Below are 12,050 nucleotides of genomic sequence, written 5' to 3'. Positions count from 1 at the left end.
TTCAAAATGCTTCATCATCAAATCGATTGATCGGTTTATGGCAGTAAGGTGCTTTTTGATGTTTGAGATAATAATCCTGATGATAATCTTCCGCAGGCCAAAAAGGTTGAGCCTCCAGTAATTTCGTTGCAACCTGAAATCCCTTTTTTTGTAATGTCTGTATTAAAGACTTAGCTTGTTGTTGCTGTTCGGCATTGTAATAAAAGACAGCGCTTTGATATTGTTGACCCAAATCTGGCCCTTGGCCAGTTCTTTGAGTGGGGTCGTGTATTTCAAAAAAGCGTTTAATAACCTGATAATAATCTACTCTGGCAGGATCATAAATCACTCGCACCGTTTCATAATGCCCAGTATTTCCTCGGCAGACTTCATCGTAACTGGGATTCAGAGTATGACCTCCGCTATAGCCTGATTCAACTTTTAATACACCAGGAATTTGCTTTAAAAAATGATCTACTCCCCAAAAGCACCCTCCAGCTACCAGAGCTTCTTCGCTATCTAAGACCAGTCTGTCATTTACAAAATCCAGTGAAGCTGAATTGACGCAATGGCGTAGATTTTTATGAGTAAAGGATTCTCCTGTAAATACATGGCCTAAATGAGCAGCACAACGTGAACACACTATTTCAGTACGCATGCCATCTCTGTCTGGCACCTGTTTGACTGCATGAGCAATGTTATCGTCAAAGCTTGGCCAACCACATCCTGAACTGAATTGACTGCTTCCTCGAAATAATGCCAATCCACAACGCCGGCATAAATAAGTCCCATGGCTATTCACTTTATTGTATTGACCGGTATGCGGGTATTCCGTTGCTTTGTTGCATACAATGCGTTGTACCTCAGGGGGCAGGCTGGCCGTTTTATCAAGATATTCATTCACTTTATGCATCCTTAAAAAATTATCTGATAGTGAGGTAATGCCTCAAAAAATCCAGAAGTTTCGTCATCATTCAATGCGGTGAGGATCTTCAAATGCAGGTACAATATCGCATACTATAGGCGTTCATTTCATTCGGGATGATGTACATAGATGCACTTGGACCTCACATATTCGCGTTATTTTTAATATAGATCAGATGGTGGCAGATACAATGATTTAGCCCAAAAAAAAACCGGGTTAAGACTTCGTCCATACCCGGTTTTTTGAACTGTTCTCAAATTTTGGGATTGAGCAAAATTATTGAACCTGACAGATTTTATCTGCCATATATCCTATAGCACCTGCATAATAGATTGAATTGTTATAACGCAATATCATCTTATAATTGGAAAATGCTAAAAATGTCGGTCCGCCATAGGGCTGAACGATACTGGCTTGTAATTCTTGATACGGTAATGGTTGTCCACTTTCAGTACGAACGCCTAATTCATTCCATTCACTGACGGGTTTGACTATCGTTTTTCCTTCCATTTTCATATCAAATTTAGCGGGCAGTTTAACTTGTATTGCCCAGGGCTCACCTGTTTGCCATCCATTTTGTTTCATATAGTTCGCAATGGATGCAAATACATCAGGCTTGCTTTTCCAAATATCCTTGCGTCCGTCCCCATCGTAGTCAACTGCATATCGTACCCAACTGGATGGCAGGAATTGGGGTTGACCAGAGGCCCCCGCCCATTCGCCTTTAAAATCAGCCAGACTGACATGACCATCATTAAGAATGTGCAAGGCCAGCAGAAGCTCTTTGCGGAAAAAATCTTTGCGTTTTGAATCATAAGCCAAAGTAGCCAAAGCCTTGATGACAGGGAAATTTCCCATATACGTGCCATAGCTGGTTTCCATCCCCCAGAATGACACAATAAAGCAAGGATTGACGCCATACTGTTTGGCAACTTCGTCCAATACCTCTTTATTTCTTTTATATTCTTTGCGTCCTATTGCAATTCTGTAATTATCAGCGCGGGTATTAAGGTATTTTGTAAATGTTAATCGATGTTCCGGTTGTGAATGCATAAATCCTTTGATTTGACGGCTGGGTTCTTTAACGCCAGCAAACGCTTCATCAAAGACTTTGGGAGCAATACCCTGTTGTAATGCTTCCTCTCTAACCCCCGCAACCCAATCATTCCAATTTTGATTTGCAAAAGCAACTTGATTGAATAGCATCACTGCTATTATCGTGAGCCCCCACTTTTTCATAGCTCTTCCCCTGGTTTATAATTGTTGTTTATTGTTTTTAAATTTCGACCTGTTTTTGTTTATCTTTAAATTTTAAATAAATCACTCTTTTAAATTAATAACTTATATGTGTATTCTAATAAGATAGACCATTAATCAAAAAATAGCAGCTATGGAAATTCATCATCTTGATGCAAAAACCATCCATTCAGCATTTTTAACGGCATGTGACTCTATAATTTCCAATCGAGAGAATCTTAATGCCATTAATCTGTTTCCAGTAGCTGATGGAGATACTGGCGATAATATGTCTGCTACCGCATTATCGGTCATCACGCATTCCTCTTCTCAACATACGCTGCAGGAAACGTTTAAATCCTTGGCAGACTCCGCCCTGATTGGCGCTCGCGGTAATTCAGGGATGATCTTCTCTCAGTTTTTTAATGGGCTTACTGAAACTCAATTAACCTCGGAACAGATTGATACGATAACGTTCTCCAGATTAATTACACAAGCTAGTCACAGCGTCCGATCGGCTATTCTTCATCCAGTAGAAGGTACCATTATTACTGTAATCGATGCCTGGTCGACCAGCATCAGTAAAGTAGCACAGGATTTCATTTGCTTCAAAAAGTTAATTCAACACAGCTTATCCGATGTGAGTCAAGCGCTTCAAAGCACAGCAAATACGCTACCTGTTTTAAAAGATGCTCAAGTTGTAGATGCTGGAGCTTTAGGATTTTACCATTTTATTCATGGTTTTGCAGATTATCTAAGCAATCCTCGCGAGATAAATCGTACTCATCATCATGAAGACTGTTTAAAAGCTAATCATGAACTGCCAGACAAAGGCAGTATCCCGGAACAACGATATTGTACTGAAATTACCCTTTCAGGGGAATTCATTGATAGAACTTCAATCGCAAATCAATTGGAACAATTTGGCGATAGCGTTGTAAGCAGCGGAAATGCTAATTTATGCCGATTTCACGTCCATTGCACAAAACCGGCAGTAGTTTTTGAATCCCTCTTTAATTTGGGTACGATTACTCATGCTAAAGCTCAGGATATGTTACGCCAATTTCAAATGATACATCAACGTAAATACCCGATAGCTTTAGTTACTGATTCAAGCGCTGATATCCCTCAATCCGTACTGGACGAGAATCAAATTCATATTATCCAGTTAAACATACATCTGGATGGTCATAACCTATTGGATAGAATCTGCCTCAACCAGGAAACGTTCTATGATCATTTAAACAATCTTAAAACCTATCCAAAAACATCGTTTCCATCGCCAGCACTCATCGAAGAGCAACTGGTGCATTTATCTAACCAATACGAGCATGTACTTGTTTTGCCCATTTCACAAGGTTTAAGTGGTACACACGATGCAATAATTAAGGCATCTGATCGGTTAAATAATGTGCATGTAGTGAACTCTTGCCAGACATCCGGTGGGTTAGGATTACTGGTCAGCTTTGCCGCTCAATTAATTGCTTCTGGATTACCTATCGAAGCAATAAAAAAGGAATTGATTCTAAAAATACCTAAAATTGAACAGGTAGTGTATGTGTCGCAGTTTGAATCACTTATTCGTAGTGGAAGAATTGGCAGGCTCAGTGGTCGTATCGCTCAACTAGCCCAAATAAAACCCATTATCCGCCTGAATAGCTCTGGAAAGGCAGCAATGTTTGATAAGGCTTTTAGTGAAACTAAAGCATTAACTAAATTGATTCGTCATGTAGATTCTCTGCGCGAAGCTCAGCAATTGGAGTCCTATGGTTTGGTGCATGCAGGAGTACCTGACAAAGCTAAATCATTTGCTCAGTTAACCACAGAAGCTTTTGGGCAACCCCCAGCATTTATCGAATCCGCTTCAACTGCTTTGGGGCTTCATGCTGGAAAAGGAAGTGTCGCTCTGGCATTCATGATGAAATAAATCGGGAATTAATTTTATGAAACTGTTTCTCCTTGTCTATTGTATTGTATTTCTTCATATGTGTCTGATTTGGTGCTTGTATCGATATTTGAAAAACCCTTCCATAGTAGATGTTGGTTGGGCCTCAGGCTTAACTATAAGCGGTCTTGTCTATTTGTTTGCCAACCCCTTTTCGACTCGTGCCCTGATTTTAGGAGCAGTACTTGCTTTGTGGGGAGGGCGTTTGGGGTTCTATCTTTGGTATACACGAATCAGGATAGGGCATGTTGACCCACGTTATATTCGATTAAGTGATCATTGGAAAATTGCCAAGCCACTGGGCTTTTTCCTTAATTTTCAGATACAAGGTTTATTGATTACTCTAATTGCTATCCCGTGGTATTTCTGTGGTATTGCAGGCGTGGCTAGTCTGAGTATTTTTGATTATTTAGGGATCCTGCTCGCTATTACAGGTTTGGTTGGCGAGACTATAGCGGATTTGCAACTGCAACAATATAAAAGAGCACCTTCAGGAGCCTTATGTAATATAGGTCTTTGGTATTATTCCAGACATCCGAATTACTTTTTTGAATGGATGGTGTGGTGTGGATTTTCATTGTTTGGATTGGCATACAGCAACGGCTTTATTGGATTGCTCTCACCATTAACCCTATATTTGATCATGACTCAAATCACAGGCCCAATGACTGAAAAGGGATCGATAGAATCAAGAGGGCAGGCTTATATTGATTACCAGAAAACGACGCCGATGTTTTTTCCACGTTTAAAATAATCAGTAAATGGCACAACGGATTGATATGATGAACGGAGAGTATCCAGCCTCTTTGTAAAAGGACATTTTTAAATTGCCCCATCAACCAAATTCGGCAAATAACGTAAAAATATTGACATTATTGGGTATAATATGAGATATTCAGTTTGCGAGGTTGGACTTGCTATGTGTCATTCCACTGGGTCAATTGGCGACACACTGATTGGCCCTTTCTATTTTCCCCTTTAAAAACTACTTAATGCCAGTTTAATTCCAATAAAGGTCATTAATACCCCACTGAACAATTCAATTGCTTGCCATACAGTAGTCTTGGTCAATATATTGGAAAAATAACGCGTTGTAACGGTTAGTGAACTGAACCACAATAAGCTTGAAGAGATGACTCCCAATAAAAAGGCCATCTTATTATCGGGAAATTGGCTGCTGCCACTGCCGATAATGACCAGCGTATCGATAATGGCATGGGGATTTAATAAACTGAAGCCCAAGGCAAAAAGGACAATCTGAACTCTGTTATGAGGTTGAGGCGCCTTGTCTGATTCTCGTTTATGATGGGTGAACGCACTTCGAAAGGCTTTTATTGCATAATAAAGTAGAAATGCAGTACCAAACCAAACCAGCCAAATTTGCAGAGTAGGGTGAGCTAATAGTATTTGATGCAGGCCCGCAACACTGGCACAGGCTAGAATAATATCACAGATAAAACATACGGCAGCGGATAATGCGGCATGATTCCGGCGCGCACCTTGTTTGATCAGAAAAATATTCTGGGGTCCCAGGGCCATGATCAACGATAAGCCTAAAAGCAAGCCATTAAAATATATAAACATAATATATAGCAAGAACAGGATTAAATGGCTGACGATTATATCATAAATTTATCAATTGCACTCGCTTGAGCGAATTAATTTTGAACTATTAGTTTATTAATGCAACACAATCAATTGTTGGAACTCAATGGCGAGTATAAGGTATTTGGAGTAATTTACGTGTATAATTCCCTAAGATACCCTATTGGTGATCAAGAGTCAGATACCTCACTTAGAGTAACTTTTCTGGTAGTTTCGGCACACAGATTCTAATACATTATGAAGTATGGGAGCTACCATGCTGCTGGAATAGCGTTGTACACGTTGATAGGCATTATATGCCAGCTGCCTTGCCAGATGCTTCTCGGTGATTACGCGTTCCAACGCATCGGCCATGCTGATGGGATCTTCAGGTGGCACCATGAGCGCGCTTTGCGAATCCCCCACAATTTCTAAGGGGCCAGATAACTTGCTCAGCACCATGGGCAAAGAATGCATCATGCTTTCCAATACGACCAGCCCAAATGCTTCTTCGCGAGAGGGAAGACAAAAAATATCGAGGCTCTTATAAAACGAATGCCTGTCTTCTATCCAGCCTAATAATTCAATGTCATCAGTTAATCCATGATGGTTTACTAATTGAATGCATTGTTCTTTGTCTTTGCCATCACCGGCAATTTTAGCTTTGAATGCAACTTTTCTCTTTTTTAATTCAGCCAGAGCTTCGATAAAAATATCGACCCCTTTAATTTTTGCCAGCCGAGCACAAACTCCAATAACGGGTATGTTGGATTCTTTGGGTTCTTTGAATGTTAATTCTTCAGGAATATGGACCATATTAGGAACAGTATAAACGGTATGTGCCGGTACTCCCGAATCGATAATCTCTTGCCGCATGTGTTCAGTAATTGCGATGATCGCATCCGTTCCAAAATCGTAGTGACCACGAACATGACACACTGCAATTTTCGGAACTTTTGTCCTGGTTTTTTTGAATAAATAAGCGGCTCGATAGCTGTGAGTAATGATACAGTCCGGATGTTCACGCTTAATGAGTTGTCTTAGTCTATAGACAGCAATGAAGTCATGCTGATTGAAGTTGTGGATTGTTTTTAGATGCTCTTGAGGGCAATTGTTTTTAATTTCAGCATTAGGGTGAATTACCGGAATGACTGTGTTGCCTTGCATGGTAAGGGCGGGGGTATAGTTTAAAAATACTTGTTCCAGTCCTCCGTTAACTTTGGAAAACATCGCATTCAAAATTTTCATCCTGCGCCCCTCTATAGTGTTTCTTGGTTTGTTCAGTGCATTTTGCTGAAGAATTACGACAGATCGATCATGATTTGTCCATTGTCAATTCGTGTAGGATATACTTTCAAATTTTTTTCTTTTGAAATTTTTCCTAACAACGAGCCCACGACTGGGGGCCATGGAGACCAACATTTGGCTTTACCAGTATTTAAATCAAATTCACTCTTGTGAAATGGACAGATTATGGCACAATCTTCAGTAATGGTGCCTTTGGTTAAAGGCAGTTTCAGATGAGGACATTGTGACTGGATTGCATGAACTTGTTCATTGTGCCAGATTAATAGTATTTTTTGGCCATCAATTGTAGCCACGTGTCGATTTTCTTGCTGTAACTTCGCCAGTTCCATTGCTGGTTTGAATGCCATGATGAGATTCCTTGTTTTAAAAAAATGGTCATTATAACAGTGAAGTAGGTATTCTGTTAGCAGTTATTTGCCGGAGTTGATTCATTGCGTGGCTTGATTTTGTTCATCTTGGTCAAGTGGAGATATGCAGGCCAATTTACACCTTAGCCTCAATTGAATAAAAGGGCCATTTAACAACCTGAATACATTGCATCTTGGCTACAGAGAAGTATAAAATGCGACATTTATTCTGTCTCCTCAAGAGAAGCATGCAAAATAAGAACAAATAGGAGGGAGCGTGGGCTCTTTGTTTAGAAATAAGTTTATAGTTGCTGTATCATTCGCAATGCTCAGCGTTATGGGCCAAACAGTACAAGCTGAAGATGCTACTAATAAACCCATCGAACCATTAATTGATGGTTTTTATCCGAGCTATCCTCCTACTGCTCCTGCAACTGGCGCACAGCAGGAATTGATAAAACGTGGTGAATATTTGGCAAAGATGGGTGATTGCATCGCGTGTCATACTGATGTTAAAGGCGGAACTGGTGCTTATGCAGGCGGACTTCCTTTAGAAACACCTTTTGGAACTTTTTATAGTCCTAATATAACACCAGACAAAGAAACCGGAATTGGTAACTGGACTGAACAAGATTTCATCAGAGCGCTTAAAGATGGCAGGGATCCAAAGGGAAGAAACTATTTTCCTGTATTTCCCTACATTTATTTTTCCAAAATGACGGATGATGATGCTCGTGCTTTATACGCTTATTTTATGAGTATTCCCGCCATAAATCAGAAAAATAAAGATTTGCCTTTCCCATTTGGAGTGCCCGGTGCACGATTCTCTTTATGGGGGTGGAATATTCTGTTTTTCTTCCCGGAAGAGAACTCTATCGAGTACCAGGCAGATAAGTCACCTGAATGGAATCGCGGGAAATATATAGTGGATACACTGGGTCATTGCAGCATGTGTCATACCCCACTTAATGTATTTGGCGCGCCCAAAAACAGATATTATCTGACAGGTAGTTTTATTGACGGCTACTGGGCTCCTAATATTACCAAGTACGGATTGGAGTCTGCCACACCTGATCAGGTTGCTGATGTGTTCAAAAACAATGAGCTGATTAATAACGCAGGACCCGTTGCCGGGCCAATGGCTGAAGTAAATCATAACAGCTTAAGTCATTTGACAGATGCAGACCGGTTGGCTATTGCGACTTATCTGAAGACTGTTGAAAGTGAAGAGCTTTACGGAGTATCCCCTTCAGATATGCCTCCAACTCTGGCGCGAGGAAAACAGGTTTACCTGAAAGCGTGCATTATATGCCATCAGGATAGCAAGATGAGTGCGCCAGTAATTGGTGATTCCGCAAACTGGTATATGAGGTTGAAAAGCAGTGGATTAACAGGCTTGTATCGGCATGTGATCCATGGCTTTAACTCCATGCCGGTTAAAGGAGCCTGTGTCACCTGTTCTGACAACGATATAATCTCCTCTGTAGATTATATATTAAATGAATCCCTGACTCGTGCTCAATGGATTGATTTGAAAGCGGGTGGTGCCGAAAAGTATCCTGCAAGCGGTGAAAATATATACAATGAAAATTGTGCCGTTTGCCATAATGACGGTAAATTGGGTGCTCCTAAAATTGGTGATAAACAGGTCTGGGCACCTTTAATTGCCAAAAATATGGATGTTTTAATAGAAAATACGGTTAAGGGTAAAGACCATGTTAAAAATGGTGGTTGCGATCAATGCACTACAGATGAAGTGATAGAGGCAATCAAGTATATGGTCAGCCAATCCAAAACCGATGGAAATTATTCTTTGTGGTAGGTTAATAGGTTTTTGTGCTGGTTAAATCGATTAAAATGAGTCGGGTTTTCCCGACTACTTGACGAGATGAGGGATTGGGATGTTAAACAGGTTAAAGATCTGTAGATTCGTAATAATGCTTTGTGGCTTTGCATCGGGTCAATCAGTTTGGGCAGCTGCAGATAACTGGCAGCTAAATATGTATAAAGGGGTTACTCCGCTAAGCCATGATATGTATTATTTGCATATGGTGTGTATGGCTGTCTGTGCCGTAATTGGTGTAGTTGTCTTCGGGGTAATGATATATTCCCTAATTCACCACAGAAAATCCAAAGGATATAAGCCTGCATCATTTCATGACAACCCTCGTCTTGAAATCGTATGGTCAATAATACCCTTTTTAATACTGGTGGGTTTGGCAATTCCTGCTACCCAGGTATTGATAAGAATGGATGATTCCTCTGAGTCTGACGTTACAATTAAGGTTGTTGGCTATCAATGGCGGTGGCAATATCAATACCTCGATCAAGGCATAAGTTACTTCAGTAATTTATCAACACCCTATGATCAAATTCAAAATAAACAGAAAAAAGGCCAATGGTACTTGCTGGAAGTAGATAAACCGCTTGTCCTGCCAGTCAATAAAAAAATCCGTTTTCTGGTTACTTCAAACGATGTAATCCATTCCTGGTGGGTACCTGAACTTGGAATTAAACGAGATGCAATTCCCGGATTCATGTACGAAGCATGGGCGAGAATAGAAAAGCCTGGAGTTTACAGGGGGCAATGTGCTGAATTGTGCGGTATCAATCACGGTTTTATGCCGATTGTAGTTCAGGCTGTTAGTGAAAATGAGTTCAATGATTGGGTTGCCAAGCAGGATAAAATTGAAGATCAGTATGCCAGAACAGAAACTCAGGTAGCCGATCAAAAAACAATGTCCCGCAGTGAATTAATGACCTTGGGCAAACTAAAATACGAACAGTTCTGTTCTGCCTGCCATAAAGCTGATGGAACCGGTCTTCCGCCTATGTACCCTGCTTTGAAAGGCAGTTCAGTTGCAGTAGGCAAGCCTATTTCACGTCATATTGATCTGATTCTTAATGGTATTCCGGGATCTGCTGGAATGATGCCTTATAAAGATCAGTTGACTGATGAAGAGATTGCAGCAATAACAACTTATGAGCGAAATGCTTGGGGTAACAATACTGACGACGAAATTCAACCATCAGATGTTGCGAAATTGCGAGAAAGTAATAATAAAAAACCTACCATGGTTAATAAAGCTAAAGCAGGAGGTTTACAATGAGCAAGGCATTAGCGCATGCAGAAGCGTCTCATGATGAGCACGGTCCAGAACAGGGTAAAGGAATTATGGGATTTGTGAAACGCTGGTTGTTTACTACGAACCATAAAGACATCGGCAGCCTATATTTATGGTTAGCTATGATTAGTTTTTTTGTTGCTGGTGGTATGGCTCTTGTTATTCGGGCTGAACTGTTTCAACCTGGACATCGTTTTGTAGATCCTAACTTTTTTAATCAAATGACCACCATGCATGGTCTGATCATGCTTTTTGGGGTAGTCATGCCCGCGTTTACAGGTATGGCGAATTGGCAGATTCCTATGATGATAGGCGCCCCTGACATGGCTTTGCCTCGACTCAATAACTGGAGTTTTTGGATACTGCCATTCGCATTCTGTCTGTTATTTTCTACAATGTTTCATGCGGGCGGTGGTCCTAATTTTGGATGGACAATGTATGCACCACTATCAACAAAATATGCGCCTCCCAGTACCGATTTTATGATTTTTTCCATTCATATGATGGGACTTTCATCGATTATGGGTTCGATCAATATTATCGCAACAATTTTGAATCTGCGTGCTCCAGGCATGACTTTGATGAAAATGCCCATGTTTGTATGGACCTGGTTAATTACCGCATTTTTATTGATCGCGATTATGCCTGTTTTGGCAGGCGCTGTTACGATGATGTTGGCTGACAGACATTTCGGAACCAGTTTTTTTAATGCTGCAGGCGGTGGCGATCCGATTCTGTTTCAACATATATTCTGGTTTTTTGGACATCCAGAAGTGTATGTATTGGTTCTGCCCGCATTTGGAGTAATTTCTGAAATTATTCCCACCTTCAGTCGTAAACCGTTATTCGGTTACCACTTTATGGTTTACGCGACTGTAAGTATTGCCCTTTTATCCTTTATTGTTTGGGTGCATCACATGTTTACCACTGGCGTTCCCTTGGGCGCTGAATTGTTTTTCATGTACACCACCATGCTTATTGCGGTTCCTACTGGCATTAAAGTGTTTAACTGGGTCAGCACCATGTTTAAAGGGGCGATGACATTTGAAACGCCTATGCTTTTTGCCTTGGCATTTGTATTTCTGTTTACTATAGGTGGATTTACCGGTTTGATGTTGGCATTAGTACCTGCTGATTACCAGTATCAGGACAGTTATTTTGTTGTGGCACATTTTCATTATGTGTTGGTACCCGGGGTTATATTTGCTCTCCTTGCTGCTACCTATTACTGGCTGCCGAAATGGACCGGGCATATGTATAACGAGCGTATGGGAAAATGGCATTTCTGGCTGTCCGTTATTTCCGTTAACTTGACATTTTTCCCCATGCATTTTCTTGGACTTGCAGGCATGCCAAGAAGGATACCGGATTATGCTTTGCAATTCGCCAATTTTAATATGATTGCAACTATTGGAGCATTCATCTTTGGTTTCTCCCAGTTACTGTTTTTATTTAACATTATAGGAACTGTAAGAAAACGAGGTACTAAAAAGGATGTTGCTACAGCTAGAGTTTGGGAAGGGTCACATGGTTTGGAATGGACATTGCCATCTCCACCACCTTACCATACTTTTACAACTCCACCTGAGATTCACTAAAGG

At 40.6% G+C, this 12,050-nt stretch carries 10 protein-coding genes; 5 read left to right on the top strand and 5 right to left on the bottom strand.

The annotated features are described in order from the left end of the window. Position 1: 1 nt before the first annotated feature. Both ELY21_RS00095 and ELY21_RS00090 read right to left on the bottom strand, forming a co-directional pair. Positions 2 to 883: a bifunctional methionine sulfoxide reductase B/A protein gene (locus ELY21_RS00095; RefSeq protein ID WP_127105740.1), complete on the bottom strand. Its 882-nt coding sequence runs from the start codon at positions 881 to 883 to the stop codon at positions 2 to 4. Between the two features lie 297 nt (positions 884 to 1,180). Continuing rightward, the gene (locus ELY21_RS00090) at positions 1,181 to 2,143 is read right to left on the bottom strand and encodes a lytic transglycosylase domain-containing protein (RefSeq protein ID WP_127105738.1); all 963 of its coding nucleotides are present in this window, start codon (positions 2,141 to 2,143) and stop codon (positions 1,181 to 1,183) included. Positions 2,144 to 2,294: 151 nt separating this feature from the next. Between ELY21_RS00090 and ELY21_RS00085 the strand changes: the two genes are divergently transcribed. Next, on the top strand, positions 2,295 to 4,067 hold the full coding sequence (locus ELY21_RS00085) for a DegV family protein (RefSeq protein WP_127105736.1): 1,773 nt from the start codon (positions 2,295 to 2,297) through the stop codon (positions 4,065 to 4,067). 16 nt (positions 4,068 to 4,083) lie between these two features. Next, positions 4,084 to 4,839 (top strand): DUF1295 domain-containing protein, encoded by a 756-nt coding sequence (locus ELY21_RS00080; RefSeq protein ID WP_370272384.1) that lies wholly within the window; start codon positions 4,084 to 4,086, stop codon positions 4,837 to 4,839. A 224-nt stretch (positions 4,840 to 5,063) separates the two neighbouring features. Here the strand turns inward: ELY21_RS00080 and ELY21_RS00075 are convergent, their stop codons facing one another. From ELY21_RS00075 to ELY21_RS00065, 3 genes are all read right to left on the bottom strand, one after another. After that, positions 5,064 to 5,669, bottom strand: a complete 606-nt coding sequence (locus ELY21_RS00075; protein ID WP_127105734.1) for a LysE/ArgO family amino acid transporter — start codon at positions 5,667 to 5,669, stop codon at positions 5,064 to 5,066. A gap of 207 nt (positions 5,670 to 5,876) precedes the next feature. Next, a complete protein-coding gene (locus ELY21_RS00070) occupies positions 5,877 to 6,917 on the bottom strand; it encodes a glycosyltransferase family 4 protein (protein ID WP_127105732.1) in 1,041 nt (346 codons plus the stop codon). Positions 6,918 to 6,970: 53 nt separating this feature from the next. Further along, on the bottom strand, positions 6,971 to 7,324 hold the full coding sequence (locus ELY21_RS00065; RefSeq protein WP_127105730.1) for a Rieske (2Fe-2S) protein: 354 nt from the start codon (positions 7,322 to 7,324) through the stop codon (positions 6,971 to 6,973). Positions 7,325 to 7,661: 337 nt separating this feature from the next. Here ELY21_RS00065 and ELY21_RS00060 point away from each other — a divergent pair, with 337 nt between their 5' ends. The 3 genes from ELY21_RS00060 to ctaD all read left to right on the top strand — a co-directional run bounded on the left by ELY21_RS00060 (position 7,662) and on the right by ctaD (position 12,047). Next, a complete protein-coding gene (locus ELY21_RS00060; protein WP_370272415.1) occupies positions 7,662 to 9,146 on the top strand; it encodes a c-type cytochrome in 1,485 nt (494 codons plus the stop codon). Between the two features lie 79 nt (positions 9,147 to 9,225). Then, complete coding sequence (gene coxB / locus ELY21_RS00055; RefSeq protein ID WP_127105728.1) at positions 9,226 to 10,434, top strand: cytochrome c oxidase subunit II; 1,209 nt, start codon at positions 9,226 to 9,228, stop codon at positions 10,432 to 10,434. Further along, positions 10,431 to 12,047, top strand: a complete 1,617-nt coding sequence (gene ctaD / locus ELY21_RS00050) for a cytochrome c oxidase subunit I (RefSeq protein ID WP_028382827.1) — start codon at positions 10,431 to 10,433, stop codon at positions 12,045 to 12,047. Before coxB ends, ctaD begins: the two co-directional genes overlap by 4 nt. The last annotated feature ends 3 nt before the right edge of the window (positions 12,048 to 12,050 follow it).

It is taken from the genome of Legionella sp. km535, from assembly GCF_003990085.1.
Taxonomy (GTDB): Bacteria; Pseudomonadota; Gammaproteobacteria; order Legionellales; family Legionellaceae; genus Legionella; species Legionella moravica.
The sequence above is the reverse complement of the archived record's forward strand: the minus strand, read 5'-3'. Positions and strand labels throughout refer to the sequence as shown.

Excerpts from the sequence above, each read along its gene's own strand:
- ELY21_RS00090 (WP_127105738.1), bottom strand. The coding sequence starts at position 2,143 with ATGAAAAAGTGGGGGCTCACGATAATAGCAGTGATGCTATTCAATCAA.
- ELY21_RS00085 (WP_127105736.1), top strand. The coding sequence starts at position 2,295 with ATGGAAATTCATCATCTTGATGCAAAAACCATCCATTCAGCATTTTTA.
- ELY21_RS00080 (WP_370272384.1), top strand. The coding sequence starts at position 4,084 with ATGAAACTGTTTCTCCTTGTCTATTGTATTGTATTTCTTCATATGTGT.
- ELY21_RS00075 (WP_127105734.1), bottom strand. The coding sequence starts at position 5,669 with ATGTTTATATATTTTAATGGCTTGCTTTTAGGCTTATCGTTGATCATG.
- ELY21_RS00070 (WP_127105732.1), bottom strand. The coding sequence starts at position 6,917 with ATGAAAATTTTGAATGCGATGTTTTCCAAAGTTAACGGAGGACTGGAA.
- ELY21_RS00065 (WP_127105730.1), bottom strand. The coding sequence starts at position 7,324 with ATGGCATTCAAACCAGCAATGGAACTGGCGAAGTTACAGCAAGAAAAT.
- ELY21_RS00060 (WP_370272415.1), top strand. The coding sequence starts at position 7,662 with ATGGGCCAAACAGTACAAGCTGAAGATGCTACTAATAAACCCATCGAA.
- coxB (WP_127105728.1), top strand. The coding sequence starts at position 9,226 with ATGTTAAACAGGTTAAAGATCTGTAGATTCGTAATAATGCTTTGTGGC.
- ctaD (WP_028382827.1), top strand. The coding sequence starts at position 10,431 with ATGAGCAAGGCATTAGCGCATGCAGAAGCGTCTCATGATGAGCACGGT.